General features: G+C 44.5%; 16 protein-coding genes. 5 read left to right on the plus strand and 11 right to left on the minus strand.

Translation table 11 applies throughout. The annotated features are described in order from the left end of the window. Nucleotides 1–102: 102 nt before the first annotated feature. On the minus strand, nt 103–567 hold the full coding sequence (gpt, locus tag OCU38_RS09480; protein WP_023403855.1) for a xanthine phosphoribosyltransferase: 465 nt from the start codon (nt 565–567) through the stop codon (nt 103–105). Nucleotides 568–592: 25 nt separating this feature from the next. Beyond that, nucleotides 593–1885, minus strand: coding sequence for an NCS2 family permease (locus OCU38_RS09485; protein WP_152819553.1), 1293 nt, complete (start codon nt 1883–1885; stop codon nt 593–595). Between the two features lie 950 nt (nt 1886–2835). On the opposite strand from OCU38_RS09485, the gene OCU38_RS09490 reads away from it, so the two are divergent. Beyond that, nucleotides 2836–4308 carry an aminoacyl-histidine dipeptidase gene (locus OCU38_RS09490; RefSeq protein WP_261822900.1) on the plus strand — a complete coding sequence of 491 codons (1473 nt, stop codon included), beginning with the start codon at nt 2836–2838 and terminating at the stop codon, nt 4306–4308. Between the two features lie 81 nt (nt 4309–4389). Here the strand turns inward: OCU38_RS09490 and OCU38_RS09495 are convergent, their stop codons facing one another. Both OCU38_RS09495 and purL read right to left on the minus strand, forming a co-directional pair. After that, on the minus strand, nt 4390–4926 hold the full coding sequence (locus OCU38_RS09495; RefSeq protein WP_152819551.1) for a DUF3332 family protein: 537 nt from the start codon (nt 4924–4926) through the stop codon (nt 4390–4392). A 185-nt stretch (nt 4927–5111) separates the two neighbouring features. Further along, complete coding sequence (gene purL / locus OCU38_RS09500) at nt 5112–9005, minus strand: phosphoribosylformylglycinamidine synthase (protein ID WP_261822901.1); 3894 nt, start codon at nt 9003–9005, stop codon at nt 5112–5114. A 324-nt stretch (nt 9006–9329) separates the two neighbouring features. Between purL and mltF the strand changes: the two genes are divergently transcribed. Continuing rightward, entirely contained in the window at nt 9330–10820 is a 1491-nt protein-coding gene (gene mltF / locus OCU38_RS09505; RefSeq protein ID WP_261822902.1) for a membrane-bound lytic murein transglycosylase MltF, read from the plus strand. Between the two features lie 194 nt (nt 10821–11014). Then, the gene (locus OCU38_RS09510) at nt 11015–11149 is read left to right on the plus strand and encodes a hypothetical protein (RefSeq protein ID WP_261824290.1); all 135 of its coding nucleotides are present in this window, start codon (nt 11015–11017) and stop codon (nt 11147–11149) included. A 47-nt stretch (nt 11150–11196) separates the two neighbouring features. Here the strand turns inward: OCU38_RS09510 and tadA are convergent, their stop codons facing one another. Both tadA and OCU38_RS09520 read right to left on the minus strand, forming a co-directional pair. Further along, nucleotides 11197–11742: a tRNA adenosine(34) deaminase TadA gene (gene tadA, locus OCU38_RS09515; protein WP_390625221.1), complete on the minus strand. Its 546-nt coding sequence runs from the start codon at nt 11740–11742 to the stop codon at nt 11197–11199. Beyond that, nucleotides 11735–12625, minus strand: coding sequence for a LysR family transcriptional regulator (locus OCU38_RS09520; protein ID WP_261822903.1), 891 nt, complete (start codon nt 12623–12625; stop codon nt 11735–11737). The genes tadA and OCU38_RS09520 overlap by 8 nt, the downstream gene beginning before the upstream one ends. Before the next feature lie 118 nt (nt 12626–12743). Between OCU38_RS09520 and OCU38_RS09525 the strand changes: the two genes are divergently transcribed. Next, a complete protein-coding gene (locus OCU38_RS09525; RefSeq protein ID WP_261822904.1) occupies nt 12744–13886 on the plus strand; it encodes an S-(hydroxymethyl)glutathione dehydrogenase/class III alcohol dehydrogenase in 1143 nt (380 codons plus the stop codon). 85 nt (nt 13887–13971) lie between these two features. Beyond that, complete coding sequence (fghA, locus tag OCU38_RS09530) at nt 13972–14808, plus strand: S-formylglutathione hydrolase (protein WP_261822905.1); 837 nt, start codon at nt 13972–13974, stop codon at nt 14806–14808. Between the two features lie 82 nt (nt 14809–14890). Here fghA and OCU38_RS09535 read toward each other — a convergent pair whose 3' ends face one another. The 5 genes from OCU38_RS09535 to OCU38_RS09555 all read right to left on the minus strand — a co-directional run bounded on the left by OCU38_RS09535 (nt 14891) and on the right by OCU38_RS09555 (nt 19112). After that, a complete protein-coding gene (locus OCU38_RS09535; protein ID WP_261822906.1) occupies nt 14891–16450 on the minus strand; it encodes an AbgT family transporter in 1560 nt (519 codons plus the stop codon). Nucleotides 16451–16739: 289 nt separating this feature from the next. Next, complete coding sequence (locus tag OCU38_RS09540) at nt 16740–17144, minus strand: prepilin-type N-terminal cleavage/methylation domain-containing protein (protein WP_261822907.1); 405 nt, start codon at nt 17142–17144, stop codon at nt 16740–16742. Next, complete coding sequence (locus OCU38_RS09545) at nt 17134–18030, minus strand: hypothetical protein (RefSeq protein ID WP_261822908.1); 897 nt, start codon at nt 18028–18030, stop codon at nt 17134–17136. Before OCU38_RS09545 ends, OCU38_RS09540 begins: the two co-directional genes overlap by 11 nt. A gap of 4 nt (nt 18031–18034) precedes the next feature. Beyond that, entirely contained in the window at nt 18035–18634 is a 600-nt protein-coding gene (locus OCU38_RS09550; RefSeq protein WP_261822909.1) for a hypothetical protein, read from the minus strand. Then, complete coding sequence (locus OCU38_RS09555; RefSeq protein ID WP_261822910.1) at nt 18615–19112, minus strand: hypothetical protein; 498 nt, start codon at nt 19110–19112, stop codon at nt 18615–18617. Before OCU38_RS09555 ends, OCU38_RS09550 begins: the two co-directional genes overlap by 20 nt. Between the last annotated feature and the right edge of the window lie 16 nt (nt 19113–19128).

A 19128-nucleotide genomic window follows, 5' to 3' on the forward strand; every position in this document is an offset into this window, starting at 1 on the left:
ATGTTGAACTTATCACTAAGCATAAACAAAAAATGCCTCTAAATAGAGGCATTTTGCATAAATTTTATTTTAAGGCATTAAGCAAAAGCTCAATAACCTTAACTACTTGCGTTTGCGATTGATAGGTTCAACAAACGTTAGCTGCATGTCCCATGGTTGCTCAATCCAGGTTTCCTGCTCAATATCGACAACATAGTCATCTAATAGATCAGCGCCAGAAGGTTTTGCACAAACCGCAATCAGTTTAGCTTTAGGGTACATTTCACGTAATTTACGTGCTGTGTCACCGCTATCCACTAAATCTTCAACGATAAGGAAGCCTTCACCATCACCCTCAGGAGCTTTGAGAACGCTCATATCACGTTGGTGATCATGGTCGTAACTTGAGATACAAATAGTATCCACATAACGAATACCTAATTCGCGAGCAAGGATAGCAGCAGGGACTAAACCACCACGGCTAACACCCCAAATTCCTTTCCATTGTTCAGCAGGCATTTGACGCGCAGCAAGTTCGCGACAGTTGGTCTGCATTTCATCCCAAGTAATGATGTGTTTTTTTGGCATAACGGGTAAACCTATTTAAGACTAATTAACCGGCAAAAGCATATTTTAGTATAAAGATAGCTGACATAATCCACACACTTACGGATACATCGCGCCCTTTACCGCTTAACAATTTTATTGCAGCGTAAGAAATAAAGCCTAATGTAATGCCCTCTGCAATAGAGAATGTTAGTGGCATTAGCAAGCAAGTGACTACAACAGGAGCCGCTTCTGTAATGTCACTCCAGTCGATGTTAACCAGACCAGATAGCATTAAGATCGCAACATAAAACAGTGCGCCGGCTGTCGCATAGGTCGGAATCATACTAGCTAATGGAGAAAACAGCAAAGCCAATAGGAAAAGTACGCCAACGGTAACAGCAGTTAAACCCGTACGACCACCCGCAGCAACACCCGCAGTAGACTCAACGTATGACGTTGTATTTGATGTACCAAGCAAAGCACCAACAGAAGTTGCTGTTGAATCAGCAAGTAACGCTTTGTTTAGACGAGGCAGTTTGCCATCTTCTTTAATCAAGTTAGCTTTAGTTGCCACACCGACCAGCGTACCAGCGGTATCGAATAAATCCACAAACAAGAATGCAAACACAACCGAGATCATGCCCACTTCAAATACGCCAGCAAAATCAAGTTGCATGAAAGTAGGCGCTAGGCTTGGTGGTGGTGCCATAATACCGTGATATTGAACGTCACCGAAAATCATGCCTAAAACAGTGACACAAAGGATAGCAATCATAACCGCGCCGCTTGTTCCACGATGAACAAGTGCAATGGTAATAAAGAAGCCAACTGCCGCTAAGATAGCGTGTAGACCTGTGATATCACCTAAAGAAACCAATGTTGCTGGATTATCAACGACGATACCGGCATTTTTAAGACCGATAAATGCAAGGAAAAGACCGATACCAGCAGAAATACCAGTACGCAGTGACATAGGAATTGAGTTAATGATCCATTCACGAATGCGACATAGGCTCAATAGAACAAACAAGATACCTGACATAAATACTGCTGCCAGTGCCACTTGCCACGTGTAACCCATTCCTAGCACAACACCATAGGTAAAGAAGGCATTTAGCCCCATACCCGGTGCTTGAGCAATTGGATAGTTAGCGTATAAACCCATCACAAAACAGCCAATTGCCGCAGCCAAACAGGTTGCAACAAAGACAGCACCATGATCCATACCTGTTGCTGACAACATAGTTGGGTTAACAAAAATGATGTAAGCCATTGTCAGGAAGGTAGTGATACCTGCAATGATTTCCGTGCGAACCGTTGTACCATGTTCACGTAGTTTGAATAGCTTCTCCAGCATTATCAATTCCTAAAAATATATAAAAGTAAACGTTTGCGTAAATAAATTGGCGTGAATTATAGAGAGTAACATGACGAAATACCATACTGATTGGTCTATTTCTTTACTCAACACTCATTCTGCGTCTATCCCCTTTGCAACTCACCAAGGTAAATTATTGATATCAATAAATATATTTTGATTAAATACACGAACTTACATTGAGTGTTTTTTATTCAGCTTAAAAGTTTTCAGCTCTGAAACCGTTAGCATTTAAGCATGTAGCACATAAAAACCCCCTACTCGCTCTCGGAAAGCTCTCTGAGCAACTAAAGTGTATGATTTACAATTTGAAATAACTAAGACTTCCATTAAAAAACAGAAACGACAGACGAAAAAAAAGCCGTTCCAGATGGACGGCTTATGAAATCAGTAATTAATTTCCAATATATCAGGGGTGAACCGAAGTTCAATCACATGCTTAAAAACCCTATTACAGGGTTGAAACTGTAGATACATAATAATCTCGACCGACAAGTCCAAAAGTTACACATCTATAATCTCAAGGCTAACCAGTTGAAAAACAACAAGTTTGCGCTTTAATTTAGCATTGGTACAGACCAAATAATGAGTGGGGTGACTCACAGAAGGGTGGTCTGTATCGACAGGAAAGATAATACCAATACTGTAATTTAATTACAAGTATATTTATTCAAAAGCGTCAATTTTTCCATTTAGTGCAATTTACGAGCTTGTTTCTGTAATTTAATTTCACCAGTAAAATAAATTAACTAAATACACATTGATTGCAATTAATTAACAACTCACTATAAGCTGACATCACAAACCTTTCTTTGCCTGTGCAACCCTAGCAGTGAGTGATATCCTAACCCCATTAAACTGAGCTATATCAATGCCAGTCAATGTACCGTCTGTAGAGACCGTACTTTTAAGCATGAAGGAGTATCACCATGTCTACATTTCTTAGCCAGATCACTGCGCAAACGCAAAACCCGATCTGGCCATTTTTCGATAAGATTTGCTCTATCCCTCACCCATCAAAACATGAGCAAGCACTTTCTGACCACATTGTAGAGTGGGCAAAAGCACAAGATTTGGCGGTAAAATCTGATAGCGCTGGTAATCTGTTTATCAAAAAACCTGCCACCGCAGGCATGGAAAACAAAAAAGGGGTTGTACTACAAGCGCACCTCGATATGGTTCCGCAAAAAAACGAGGATACCGAGCACGACTTTACCCTTGATCCTATCCTTCCTTATATTGATGGCGAATGGGTAACAGCAACGGGCACTACCCTTGGCGCTGATAACGGTATTGGCATGGCATCCTGCCTTGCTGTGCTAGCCGCAACAGATATTGAGCATGGCCCAATTGAAGTACTGCTGACTATTGATGAAGAAGCCGGTATGACTGGTGCGTTTGCCCTTCAAGAAGGTTGGCTAGAAGGCGACATCCTACTAAATACCGATTCAGAGCAAGAAGGCGAAGTCTACATGGGCTGTGCTGGCGGTATTGACTCTAGCCTTGAATTTGACGTGCAACGTGAAGCAATTCCGGAAGGCTTTGTCGCGAAAAAGCTGATTTTAAAAGGCTTAAAAGGCGGTCACTCTGGTTGTGATATTCACACAGGTCGTGGCAATGCCAACAAACTATTGGCTCGCTTCCTTGCCGATCACGCTTTACAACTTGACCTAAAATTGATTGATTTCAATGGTGGTAGCCTGCGCAACGCTATTCCTCGTGAAGGCTCTGTCACTCTCGCCGTGGCAACGCAAAACATAGGCAAATTAGAAGCAGCACTTGCCGAATATACCGAGACCTTAACCGCTGAGTTAGGTGCCATTGAAACCACTATCGCAACTTTCATTGAAGATGTAGAAGCGCAGTTCGGTGTATTCTCTGAGCAAAGCCAGCAAGCGTTAATTGCTGCGCTAAATGCGTGCCCGAATGGTGTGATCCGCATGAGTGATGCGATTGAAGGTGTGGTTGAAACCTCGCTAAACCTTGGCGTGATTACTACCGAGCAAGATAAAGTGACTGCGCTGTGCTTGATCCGTTCTTTGATTGATTCAGGTCGTCGCCAAGTCGAAAGCATGCTCACTTCAGTGGCAACTTTGGCTGGCGCAAAAGTGACTTTCTCTGGCGCTTACCCTGGCTGGAAACCGGATGCAGATTCAGAAATTATGGCAGTATTCCGCGATATGTATCAGCAAGTATACGGACACATCCCTAACATTATGGTTATCCATGCCGGTTTAGAGTGTGGCCTATTCAAAAAGCCTTACCCGAATATGGATATGCTATCGTTTGGCCCGACTATCCGCTTCCCTCACTCACCGGATGAAAAAGTAAAAATTGATACCGTTGATCTTTACTGGGAACAAATGGTCAATCTACTCAAACACATTCCAAATAAAGGCTAGTTAGCGCTGTAATAGCAATTAACTGCTTCTTAAACGACAAAAGCCGAGCAATGCTCGGCTTTTTCTGTTCTATAGCTAACACTAAGCTTTAGTTGCGGCTAGTTCTTGCAGTTGTGCGAGTGTCGTTTCTGCGACCAAGTCACCATTGTAGTAATAGCTAACTTTGTCACCGTCACGTACACCTTCAATAAGCGCTTTGTCACCATTATTATAAGTGACATTCATTTGCACTGTATTGGCATCAATCGCTTCAAACGTCGATGATTCAACCTGACGCATACTAATTGGATCTAATGGCGCTTCGGTGAGTGATGGGTCAAGATCATCGTTCATGTTGTACATGGTTTCAACTTTTGAGTCGAAGATATGCGGTTTGCCATTTAGCGGGTTTTTGCCTGCCCAGAATTCGATAGAGTTGAAGATCAATGTATCGGCAGCCACTGACAAAGCATACACAGGCGCAAGTAGCATGTTCACACCACCACGAGCGTAACGGTTATCCACTACTTCAAGGTTAAACTTCATCACGTAACCTGTTACTGCGTTGCTACCAATACAACCAGTTAATGATGCGGCTAACACAGCGGCGCCAATGGCTTTCAAACAAAATTTTCTCATACAAACAATCCCTTATAGAGCATAGAAAAATTAATTAGCTCTATTAAGGTAGTTCACTCCTGAACCTTTTCCATTGAAAACTAAATAATATTTACATTTTCACCCACATTTCGTCACCAGATCGCATTTATAAAAAAAGCGACCGTTAAGGTCGCTTATTAAATAATGTTGCTATGGAATAACTATTAGCCGATGTTCTTACGAACATTACGGAACATGCGCATCCAAGCAGAATCTTCACCCCAAGACTCAGGAGCCCAAGAGTTTGCCACAGTTCTAAATACACGCTCTGGGTGAGGCATCATGATAGTCACACGGCCATCTGCGGTTGTTAGACCTGTGATTGCGTTTGGTGAACCGTTCGGGTTGTTCGGGTATTGTTGAGTCGCGTTGCCGTTGTTATCAACGTAACGAAGCGCAACCGTACCAGAGTTCTCAATCGCATTCAGGTGAGCTGAGTCTTTCACTTCTACGCGGCCTTCACCGTGAGAAACAGCGATTGGCATGCGAGAGCCTGCCATACCATCAAAGAATACAGAATCAGATTTTTGCACTTCAACCAAGCTAAAGCGAGCTTCAAAACGCTCAGATTCGTTGCGTACAAAGCGCGGCCATAAGTCAGCACCCGGAATCAACTCTTTAAGATTGGATAGCATCTGACAACCGTTACATACACCTAGAGAGAAAGTGTCTTGACGGTTGAAGAAGCCAGCGAATTGGTCACGAGCTTGCGCATTGAACAATACAGACTTAGCCCAACCTTCACCTGCGCCCAGTACGTCACCGTAAGAGAAGCCACCACAAGCTACTAAGCCTTGGTATTCTTCAAGTACCGCTTGACCGGTTAAGATGTCGCTCATGTGGATATCCACAGAATCGAAACCAGCACGGTCAAAAGCAGCTGCCATTTCTACGTGAGAATTCACGCCTTGCTCACGCAAGATAGCCATCTTAGGTTTAACGCCAGTAGCAATGTAAGGCGCTGCGATGTCTTCATTTACGTCAAAAGTCAGATCAACATTTAGACCTGGGTCTGAGTTGTCTTTCTTAGCTGCAAATTCTTGGTCAGCACACACAGGGTTATCACGCAGTGCTTGCATCTTATGCGTAGTTTCAGCCCAAATAGTACGTAGTTCAGTACGTGAACGGTCAACAACTGCTGCGCCGTGAGCGTAGATTTCTACTTTATCGGTTGCTTCAACTGTGCCGATAACATGAGAACATGCTTCTAGGCCGTTGCTTGCCAATACAGTGCGCACAAAGTCTAGGTCGCTATTGTTAACTTGAACAACTGCGCCTAACTCTTCGTTAAATAGTGCTGCTAGAACGTCTTCGCCAAGCTCAGAGATATCTGCTTTCACACCACAGTGACCGGCAAATGCCATCTCTGCAAGCGTAACAAATAAACCGCCGTCGCCTTTATCGTGGTAAGCCACTAGCTTGTCATCACGAACCAAAGTCTGCATTGCATCGAAGAAGCCTTTTAGCTGCTCTGCATTGTCAACGTCAGCTGGCTTGTCACCCAGTTGTTTGTACACTTGTGCTAGCGCTGTTGCGCCTAGACGGTTTTTACCGTTACCAAGGTCAACCAATACTAGGCTTGATTCGCCTTTATCAGTGCGTAGCTGAGGAGTCACAGTCTTGCGAACATCTTCAACACGACCAAATGCCGTAATTACTAGTGAAAGAGGAGAAGTCACTTCTTTGTCTTCGCCGTTTTCATTCCACTTAGTCTTCATTGACATTGAATCTTTACCCACAGGGATAGTTAGACCCAGTGCAGGACATAGCTCTTCGCCTACCGCTTTAACCGCTTCGTAAAGACCCGCGTCTTCACCAGGGTGACCTGCTGGAGACATCCAGTTAGCCGAAAGCTTAATGCGTTTAATATCGCCGATATCAGTACCTGCGATGTTAGTAAGAGACTCACCTACCGCCAAACGTGCAGATGCGCCAAAGTCTAACAGAGCAACCGGAGTACGCTCACCGATAGACATAGATTCGCCGTGGTAAGTATCGTAACTTGCCGCTGTTACCGCACAGTTAGCGACTGGAACCTGCCAAGGACCTACCATTTGGTCACGAGCCACAAGACCCGTTACACTGCGGTCACCGATGGTGATAAGGAAGGTTTTCTCAGCAACCGTTGGCAAACGCAATACGCGATCAATGGCTTCGTTTAGCTCAACACCGTCACGGTTGATAGCAGGGCTATCGACTTTTAGTGTTTTCGCATCACGGAACATCTTAGGTGTTTTGCCAAGCAACACATCCATCGGCATATCGATTGGCGTGTTATCAAAATGAGTATCTTCTAGCGTTAGTTCACGCTCTTCAGTTGCAATACCTACTACAGCGTACGGTGCACGCTCACGCTTACAAATAGCGTCGAACGTTGCCATGTTTTCATCAGCAACCGCCATTACGTAACGTTCTTGAGATTCGTTACACCAAATTTCAAGTGGGCTCATGCCCGGCTCATCGTTTGGCACGTCACGTAGCTGGAATTTACCGCCACGCTCACCGTCATCCACAAGCTCAGGAAGTGCGTTTGAGATACCGCCAGCACCCACATCGTGGATAAAGGCGATTGGGTTTTCTTCACCTAACTGCCAACAGCGGTCAATTACTTCCTGACAACGACGTTCCATCTCTGGGTTTTCACGTTGTACTGAAGCAAAATCAAGATCTTCTGCCGATTGACCTGAAGCCATAGAAGAGGCCGCGCCGCCGCCAAGACCAATGTTCATTGCAGGTCCGCCAAGAACAATCAGTTTTGCGCCCACTGGGATTTCACGTTTTTGCACATGCTCGTCACGGATATTACCCATGCCACCTGCCAACATAATCGGCTTGTGGTAACCACGGATTTCTTCACCGGCGTGAGAAGTCACTTTTTCTTCATAAGTACGGAAGTAACCCAATAGGTTTGGACGACCAAATTCGTTGTTAAATGCTGCGCCACCTAGTGGGCCTTCAGTCATAATATCCAACGCTGTTACGATGCGACCTGGTTTACCAAAGTCCGTTTCCCAAGGCTGTTCAAAACCAGGAATGCGTAGGTTAGATGTGGTAAAGCCCACTAAACCTGCTTTTGGTTTACCACCAATACCGGTTGCGCCTTCATCACGAATTTCGCCGCCAGAACCGGTAGAAGCACCCGGCCAAGGAGAAATAGCGGTTGGGTGGTTATGAGTCTCAACCTTCATTAAGATGTGTGCATCTTCATGGTTGTAAGAGTATTGACGAGTTTCTGGATCTGGGAAGAAACGACCCACTTTAGAGCCTTCCATAACTGCAGCGTTATCTTTATAAGCAGACAATACGTGGTCAGGAGTCACTTCCATGGTGTTTTTGATCATTTTGAACAATGACTTGTCTTGCGCGACGCCATCGATTGTCCAATCTGCGTTAAAGATCTTATGACGACAATGCTCTGAGTTTGCTTGAGCAAACATCATCAGCTCGATGTCGTTTGGATTACGGCCTAGTTTATTGAAGTTTTCAACTAGGTAATCAATTTCGTCTTCAGCTAGTGCAAGACCTAGGGTGATGTTTGCTTCTTCAAGGGCTTTACGGCCACCAGTAAGCAAGTCAACCACAGTGTGTGGCGCAGGTTCTGCAACCGTAAATAATGCTGAAGCTTGTTCCATCTCATTAAAGACCACTTCCATCATGCGGTCATGAATCAATGCTTTCACTGCTTTGATTTGTGCTTCATCTAACGCTACTGATGTCTCAACGTAGTAAGCTGTACCACGTTCTAGACGCTTCACTGTGTCTAGACCACAATTGTGGGCAATATCAGTCGATTTAGATGACCATGGGGAGATGGTGCCAGGGCGTGGAGTAACAAGGAATAAAGTCCCTTGAGGTTCATGCTCTTCGATCGTTGGACCATAGGTAAGCAGTTTTTCTAGCTTATCTGTCTCTGAGGCGTCAAGTTCTGCACTTACGTCTGCGAAGTGCATAAACTCAGCATAAATACCTGTAACAGGTAGGCCTTGTTCACGACAAAGTTCTAGTAATTTTTGTACACGAAACTCAGAAAGAGCTGGGGAGCCACGCAAAATTCTCATGTGCTTAGGTCTCTTGATGATGGATTAAAGATAATATTCAAGTAAAAACAATAGGTTATGATTTCTTATTATTTTTACTTCAGTATTGCCTCTGCTGTTTCGGGCGTATTATAAAGCAAATCTTTTTGTGAAGTAACACAAAAAGCAACCGTTTGCGCAAATTTTTGCGTCAAAGCCTTAGTTGAAGATAAATTACGCCTCATAAAAAATGAAACTGGCGTTAAGTACTTGTTAATACTGTTTCACTTCCCCCTTGATAGTGGGTTTGATATAAAGGCGTATAATTAAAACGATTACCCTCGATTGTTGGAGCGACAAAACACTATGCGCACGTCTGTGTTAACTCAATGGTTAACGAAATTTTGTACATTGGCTATCGCCGTAGTGACCTTGCTTTCTGTTGCGGGCTGTCAATACGATACCGATACGCAAACTGAGCTACAAAAAATCCAAGAACGTGGCGTATTACGTGTCGGCACGCTAAACAATCAGCTTTCCTATTACATTGGCCCCGACGGTCCAACAGGTATGGAGTACGACCTTGCCTCTGCTTTTGCCAATCAATTGGGTGTGCGTCTGGAAATCAAACCCGCTTATCGCCTATCTGAGCTATTCCCTGCTCTGCAAAATGGCGAAATAGATATTGTGGCAGCCGGACTCACTCAAGCGCCCAATAGAGTGAAAACATTTCGTGCCGGGCCTGCTTACTACTACGTCAGTCAGCAAGTGGTGTATAAAAAAGGCACTTGGCGTCCGCGCAATCTAAAACAGCTTATCGACAGTGGCGAATCCATTACTGTGGTTAAAGGCTCACACTTTCAGCAAACCTTGTTGGATTTAGCCAAAACGCACCCCGACCTGAAATACACTATCACCGATAGTTACGATACTAACGATCTGCTAAAACAAGTTTCCACAGGTGAACGTTTATTTACTGTGGTCGACTCTATCGAACTGTCACTTGCGCAGCGCATCTACCCAAACATCGCCTTAGCTTTTGAGCTTACCGAAGATCAGCCGACATCATGGTACTTACCGCGCGGGGTTGATGAGAGTCTATATGCCTTAGTTATCGAGTTTTTTGGCAACATTCACCAAGACGGTCAGTTGCGTCTTATTGAAGAAAAGTACTTTGGCCACATCGACGACTTTGATTATGTGGATACTCGCGCCTTTGTCCGCGCACTGGACAGCAAGCTGCCAAAATGGGAATCACTATTTCAAAAATACGCTGGTGAGTTTGATTGGCGTTTAGTGGCCGCGCTCGCCTATCAAGAATCTCACTGGAACCCTAAAGCTAAGTCTCCAACGGGAGTACGAGGTATGATGATGCTGACTCTACCTACTGCAAAAAGCGTGGGGGTAAAAGACCGTCTAGATCCAGAGCAATCGATTCGTGGCGGCGTTGAATATCTGAGAAAAATCGTCAATCGCATTCCCGACAGCATCAACCAACATGAAAAAATCTGGTTTGCACTGGCTTCTTATAATGTCGGATACGGTCACGTAATGGATGCCCGACGCATTGCTAAAGCTCAAGGAGCCAATCCCGATCTGTGGAGTGATGTTAAAACTCGCCTGCCTAAACTGCGCAAAAAAGGCTACTACGAATACACCCGTTACGGCTATGCCCGTGGCGATGAAGCCCTTAATTACGTAGAAAGTATTCGCCGATACTACCAAAGCATCATTGGCCATATTGACCAGCGTGATCATAAGCAAGTGGAAACAGGCACAGATGACCTAACGGTAATTGAGGCGCCAAACATGACACATTCGGCAGCAAAAACTGTAATAGACAGCGATACAAAATAGTAATCGCATTCAAACGATTGATATAGCTCACATTTTAAATGTAAATATGCAAGGGCTTGCTTTATTTGAGAGATGTTTCCTTTGTTTGATTTCATATTACGGTAACAATCATGCTCTATATATGAGTACAGCAAGCGACAACAATGTGAGTGATTCAAACGTTTGCTGCCATAAATTTCATAGGAGATTGTTCGTTGAAACTGAAAAGAAAACTGTCAAAGAAATTATCAAGTGGCACTGTTTCAGCTAACCGTCGTAAGCGTATGCGAGCCAATAATAAGAAGAAGCTTCTTTGGCGAAATCGTTCTTACGTAACGTTAGCTATCTAGTCATACCCGCGCGCAAACATTTGGCACCCAAATAGCGAAATGTTTGCCTAATCCCCCACCTTCTGTTGCGCCTCTTTTTGTAAACGCTTTAACTCTTTTTGTTCCTTGCGACGTCGTTTAAAAAACGCTTGTAGTTGCTCTCGACACTCTTGCTCTAATAACCCCGATTCAACCTCTGCAAAATGATACGCCGCTTGGCTAGAAAACAGATCTAACACTGTGCCCGCTGCGCCCGCTTTCAAATCAGGTGCGCCAAACACAATGCGCTTTACTCTGCCATGCAATAATGCGCCTGCACACATAGGGCAAGGCTCTAGGGTTACGTATAAGGTGGTGTCTAATAGGCGGTAGTTTTGTAGCGACTCACCGGCTTTCCTTAATACTTGAATCTCAGCATGTGCGGTGGCATCGTGTGCGCCAATACAGCGGTTCCATCCTTCGGCAATTATTTGATTGTCTTGAACCAATACAGCGCCAACCGGAACTTCACCTTCATTTTCGGCATTGTGTGCCAGCGCAATCGCTCGGCGCATAAATTGCTTATCTTGCTCGGAAAACTTAGCAACTTCTACTTCATTCACTGTGTTACTCACTCTCTATACGGCCTTGCGCCAGTTGTTCACTGAAAAACTCTATGGCGAGTTTTACTTTGGGTGATAAATGCCTATTTTGCGGATATAGCGCCCAAATGGTCTCTTTTTCTGCGCGATAACCCTTTAGTAGCTCAAGCAAGCTATGATCCTGCAAATAACGGTCAACATAGAAATCAGGCAATTGCACAATGCCATTACCTTGCAATACCGCTTGGGTGAGCACATTACCACTATTACATCGAAATCGCCCTTTCATCGTCAGATTTAGTGGTTGGCTATTATCCGTAAAACGCCACGTTGATGATGAGCCCAACAAGCAAGGATAGTCTGCCAGTTGCGCAGGGGATGTCGGCTCTCCATATTGAGCAATAAACCCAGCTGAAGCGCACACATATTGTTGTCGCTCGGTCAGCTTTTTAGCAATCAATGATGAATCAGGAAGCGTACCAATGCGTATCGCGATATCAAATTTGTCAGCGATCAGATCCAAGCGCTTATTACTCAGTTGTAAGTCTAATTCTAACTGCGGATAACGGGTGGCAAATTGCATCAGCATCGGCGCTATCACGCTTTCCCCGTAAGTTGTTGGGGCGGTAATTCGCAGACGTCCTATGGGCTGAGAATGCACTTGAGTCACTTCTCTTTCCGCTTCAGCAAGCCCATCCAGCAGCATACGGCAATGCTGAGCATAACCTAAGCCCACTTCGGTTACAGAAACGCGGCGAGTCGTTCTTTGCACTAGCTTTACCCCTAAGCGAGCTTCTAAAGTAGACAACTTGCGGCTCACTTGCGCCACGGATGTATCTAGCGTTTGCGCCGCTTTGGTAAAACTTTCACTATCAACCACTGCAACAAACTCTTCAATGCCTTCCCATTGCGACATTATTACACCTGCGTAAAAGTAATTTACATAAAGGCTAGTTTATCACCTCAAAAGAAACAATATAATCATCCTCATAGTCTAAAGTTTTAATTCATACGTTCGCCAATAGGAAACCACCATGACCCAAACGACCACTGACCAATTTATCAAATCACGCGCCGCTGTTGCATGGGGGCCAAACCAGCCACTAAAAATGGAAGAAGTGGATGTTATGCTACCTAGGAAAGGCGAAGTTCTGGTTAAGATCATCGCCACTGGCGTCTGTCATACCGATGCCTTTACCTTATCAGGCGAAGATCCTGAGGGTATCTTCCCATCAATTTTGGGGCATGAAGGTGGCGGCATAGTAGAAATGGTCGGTGAAGGGGTGACTAGCGTTGCGGTTGGCGATCACGTTATTCCGCTGTATACCGCAGAATGTGGCGAATGTAAGTTCTGTAAATCAGGAAAAACTAACCTTTGCCAAGCGGTTCGAGAAACACAAGGTAAAGGTCTAATGCCTGATGGCACCACTCGCTTTTACAAAGATGGGCAACCTATTTATCACTATATGGGATGCTCAACTTTCTCTGAATTTACCGTATTACCTGAAATTTCACTGGCTAAGGTCAACAAAGAAGCGCCCCTTGAAGAGGTCTGTTTGTTAGGTTGCGGCGTCACTACAGGTATGGGCGCGGTGCTCAATACCGCCAAAGTTGAAAAAGGCGACAACGTCGCAATCTTTGGTCTAGGTGGCATCGGCCTTTCCGCCATTATTGGCGCAAAAATGGCAGGGGCAAAGCACATCATTGGCGTTGATATCAATGAAAGTAAATTTCAGCTGGCTAAACAGCTTGGCGCGACTGATTGCATCAACCCTAAAAATTTCGATAAACCTATCCAAGATGTGATTGTTGAGATGACCGATGGCGGCGTGGAGTATTCATTTGAATGTATCGGCAATGTCGATGTAATGCGCTCTGCACTCGAGTGTTGTCATAAAGGTTGGGGAGAATCTGTGATTATTGGCGTAGCAGGTGCAGGACAAGAAATCTCCACTCGCCCATTCCAGTTAGTCACAGGTCGAGTATGGCGCGGCAGTGCCTTTGGCGGAGTAAAAGGCCGCTCTGAATTACCAGAAATTGTTGAACGTTATATGGCGGGTGAATTTGGCCTGCAAGACTTCATTACCCACACCATGGGTTTAGAAGATATTAATGAAGCTTTTGAGTTGATGCACAAAGGTGAAAGTATCCGCACTGTGATACATTTTGATAAATAGGTCTTTCTTTTTGGCGCTGTACATTATTCATTAATCGCAGCGCCTTTTCTTATTATCAGAAAGCAATATTACTACAGGAAACACTATGTCCATCCAACTTCTCAGTCAAAATACCGTGTTTGGTGGACTCCACCAGCGATACACCCATCAAGCACACTCAACTAACACCCAAATGACCTTTGCCATTTTTTTGCCGCCGCAAGCACAGCAACACGCAGTGCCCGTATTGTATTGGCTATCAGGGTTAACCTGTAACGATGAAAACTTTATGCAAAAAGCAGGCGCGTTTCGTAAAGCCGCAGAACTCGGTATTGCTATTGTTGCGCCCGATACTAGCCCCAGAGGCGAAACTGTTGCAGATGATGCTGAGCAGGCCTATGACTTAGGTTTAGGCGCAGGCTTTTATCTCAATGCCACTCAAGCGCCTTGGGATAAACACTATCAGATGTATTCCTATATTGTTGATGAACTGCCAGCACTCATTGCAGAGCACTTCCCTGTCACCGATAAACAATCACTCGCAGGGCACAGCATGGGCGGTCATGGCGCATTGACTATCGGCTTAAAAAACCCACATCAATATCAGTCGATTTCGGCGTTTAGCCCTATCACAAACCCAACAGAATGCCCGTGGGGCATCAAAGCATTTTCTCATTATCTGGGGAATGACCAAAGTACATGGGCCGAATATGATGCATGTAAACTGCTCGCCAAACACGGCAGTCGTTTACCTATCTTGATAGACCAAGGTGATGCGGATGGCTTTTTAGAAGAGCAACTCAAGCCTAATCACCTTATCGATGTCGCCGCACAGCAAGACATCGACTTTGAACTGCGCATGCAAGCGGGTTATGACCATAGCTACTTTTTCATTTCTAGCTTTATCGATGATCACTTGAGTTTCCACGCCAAACATTTGTAGCAACCAGCCCTTTGGTTTAAACATAAAAAACCCGCTATGCAACATAGCGGGTTTTATTTTTAGAATCAGCTTATCGCAACGCTTACATTGTGTAAGTGTAAGGTGCTTGAATACCTAGCGGAATACCCAGTGCCCAGTAAGCAAGCAAGAATATTGTCCAACCAATCAGCATGGCAATGGAGAATGGCATCATTAGTGACGCAAGCGTACCAATACCCGTATTCTTCACATATCGCTGACAGTACACCACCACTAGTGGGAAGAACACCATCAATGGTGAGATGATATTCGATACTGAATCACCCACACGGTACGCCGCTTGAGATAGCTCAGGAGAAATCCCTACCGCCATCAACATAGGTACAAGGATAGGACCAATCAATGCCCATTTCGCCGATGCAGAACCTACCAGTAAGTTCACCATTGCAGTAAGCAAAATCATACCCACAACTGTCGCTTCACCTGGAAGGTTCATCGCTTTTAGGCCTTCCGCGCCATATAGCGCAAGCATAGTACCAATGTTAGATTGACCAAACGCCACTAGGAACTGCGCACAGAAGAATGACATCACCATGTAAGCACCCATAGTGTTCATGGTGTCAGACATCGACTTAATCACATCATTACTGCTAGAGAACTTACCTACTACGCGGCCATAAACGATGCCCGGAATGATAAATAGGATAAAGATCAGTGGCACAATCGACTGCATGATAGGCGCAGAGAACGCAGTAATTTCACCTTCTGGGGAACGTAACGCAGAGTTCTCAGGCATGATAGCAAACACTAACAGTGCAATACCTACCATCATTGACCAGCCAGCGTATTTGAAGGCTTTTGATTCAAGCTCTGTCATAGAACCCAAATCAGGTGCTTCTTCTGCATCTTCATCAACATTCGTTGTAGCGTTTAGGCGCGGCTCAATAATGCGCTCAGTCACGAACCAACCAATCGCGATAATCAATACCGAAGATAGACCAGTAAAGTAGATGTTTGCCAGTGGGTTAACAATATACTCAGGGTCTAATACGTTTGCTGCTGTCTGCGTGAAACCAGCCAGTAGCGGGTCGATACCAGAGGGAATAAAGTTAGCAGAGAACCCCCCTGATACGCCCGCAAACGCTGCTGCAATACCCGCCAATGGATGACGACCTGCCGCATGGAAAATGATACCGCCTAATGGGATAACTAATACATAACCTGCATCTGCGGCTGTGTGAGACACAATAGCCACTAGGATTAGCATTGGCGTTAACAGTTTTGCTGGCGTAAAGCTCAGCATTTTTTTCAGGCCGGTAGTAATAAAGCCTGAAGAGTCAGCAACACCTACACCCAGCATTGCTACTAAAACGATACCTAGCGGCGCAAAACCGGTAAAGGTTGTGACCATATTAGCTAAGAAACTGGCTAACGCATCACCGGTTAAAAGGTTAGTAATTTCAAGAGGATTGCCAGTGCGTGGGTTAACTAAGTCAAAAGAAACATGCGATAGTAAGGCTGAAGATACCCAAACTATAATTAATGCCCAAAAGAATAAAATTGCGGGATCAGGGATCTTATTACCTGCTTTTTCAATCAGGTTTAAGAAGCGATCCATACCACCTTGTTTAGGTGTAGCTGCATCAGCTAATTGGTTGCTCATTGGATTACCACCGTATCAGGTTACAGAAATGTAAAACCGTTAAATATAGGTCTTATTTTTATTAAGGCGGGCATTCTAACCAATTAGTCAGACAAAAACAGAATCTAAGTTTGCAAAATGTGCTACTTAGCAGAAGTTTTGCATATTAAAAACAACTACGACACAAATAAAAACACAGACACAAATAAACAAAAACAGCATCGCAACTTTTTATTTACTTGCATTCATCTCGCTTATGAGTTTTATCTCATAAAGAAAATTCATCGTTAACAAAAAACACACATTCCTATTATTTGAATGCGACCCAAGTAGATAAGGATAAGCTCTGCTGACGACGCCATGGATCAGTCCAACTGGCTGAAACTGTAATATGCGTACCCGATATTCCTAGCGATGAAACTGCATATTTTTTCTGACTGGATATTTGAAGTTCTGCTATTTGTAGAGTGCTACTGGCGAGATCATTCTCAAACGCTATGCTTTCACCTGTTAGCACTTCTAATCGGTGTCGCTCTAGCCTGTTCTCAACAACATTTAATACTTGTAAACTTTGCTCAGCAAATTTGACTTCTCGCTGTATAAATACCCCGCCTTCGATCAGTAACACAGACAACAGCGAAACCAAGGCGCTGGCGGTAAGCACCTCTAATAAACTAAAGCCGGTTTGCGCTTTGGGTACTGAATTAGAAATCACGCCAACTTCCTTGAAGCCAACTTCGCTTAGCAAACTTAACTCTGGCTTCCTGCAAGCTGTGCGTATTTTCAAGCACTAGCAATTCGGCTTGGCTTGTATCCATAGGCTCAGCAAGATGCAGTTGTAATCCTCCATCAATGCTTAACGTCCCTTGCATAACCACGGCTTGTGTAGACTCTGTTTGCTGCCAAATAGCCAATATTCCGCGCAATGTACCCGAAACCATCAGCTCAATAGAGTCACCGACAAACAGTAAGTTGAGCGGAGTTTGCTGAGATCTAGCCATAATTTGTTGCCACTGCATAAGATTGATAGCGCAGCTACCTTCAATCACGATATCTGTACTGGCGGTTTGGGTTAAATAAGTCAGCAGCTCACTGCCGCAGGTTTGTTTTGATGTCACTTGCAGCGTGCTCCCCCACCGCTGCTGTAATGATGCAATATCGTCATAAGCATAAAATGACAGTAATGCCGATGGCTCAACTAAGCTCGAGGTTGCGGTAAATGCACTATCAAGAGCGAGGTTACTTATCACGGCGTAGTCTTGCTCCATATCGCCAAATTGAATGACAGCACTGGTGGCAATGCTCTCTTTATGCGCTTCAATTTTATATTGGTTGGCAGCTTGTTGTGGCTCAATTACAACCTGCACTTCAGCCTCATTATCACATTCGTTGCTAGGTAAGTGTTGGATCACGCTTAAATGCATAGCCTGACAATTGAGCATGGATTCCAACTCCCAATCCAAACTAGCTCGTCTTTGATACATGTAAGACTGCCCACTTAATGCATTAGCAAGATAGCGAGCGTTATCCAGCGCCAAAAAGCCTAATACAAACAACAAACTTAAAACAGTTAACAACACATAACCCTTATTCGAGTGCATTGCCTTACTCATCAGTTGAGAATTTAATATTGCGTGAAGCAACCAACACCTGATGAGTTACTGGCGACTCGCCTTTAATGGCAATGCCGTATTCAATATCAACCAAGTGTTCAGCGGAGCCTAAGCCTGAAACGTCCAACTGTCTGAAAGAGAGAAGTTTGTCATTTAGCATTGAGTAATTGATGTTTTCTGAGCAGGTTTGCGTGATAGGTTGCGGTACGTCAGTAGAATCTGCGCAGTATTTGAGTTTGTATTGCGCAGCGTCGCGCCAAATCAGTATTCGGCGATAACCTCCTTGTTCATCTTGGTAACCCAGCCCCAGTTTGGATGCTTCGATATAGGTCGATGCCAACTGCTGATAACCCGAACGACGAACTTCACCGCGTAAATAACTGGCAAGATAGTGGCTTTCTATAAAGCGTTGCGTGTGCTTAATTTGTTGGGCTAGTAATTGTTGTTGATGAACAAGTAAGGTGCACACTGCAACCAACAACACGCTTGATAAACCTAGGCTCAATACGAGTTCAAGTACCGACAGCCCCTGCTGACAACGATAAGTTACAGTGCGGGGAGAACATGCAGAATTAACACGCGGGATAACCATAGGCACGCTCCTCAATCGCGCAGATACGCATTCGCCCAGTGATATCGTGGAAGATAACTTTAACTCGTGGTTCGTCATTGAGCCCAATACTGATATTACCATTACCGTAAGGTCTGCCAGTGACGCCACTAAAACGAAGCGTGCTAAAAGTTGTGGTAATAAAGATGCCAGCAAGAGTCTGCGGATGAATTGCGCCATTGAACAATGACTCTGGATTACGCTCGCTACTATCTGTGTGTAGCGCAAATAATTGCTGCGAGTTAGACGAGGCGGTATGCAGCCACAGATCTTTTTTCATGCCATACGCACTATCACTGGCGCTGGTTAATAGTCCATGCACTTGAGCGGCGGCGGCTTTTATTTTTTGCTGTGCGAGTTGCTCGGCAATCGAAGATACAGTCCATTGCCCTACTATGCCGAGCACAAAGCAACACACTAAAACCTCTAATATTGAGAAACCGTAAGATGTTGTTTTCATCTGCCAAGCGTAGTGC

Source organism: Vibrio neonatus, from assembly GCF_024346975.1.
In the GTDB taxonomy this organism is placed as follows: Bacteria; Pseudomonadota; Gammaproteobacteria; order Enterobacterales; family Vibrionaceae; genus Vibrio; species Vibrio neonatus.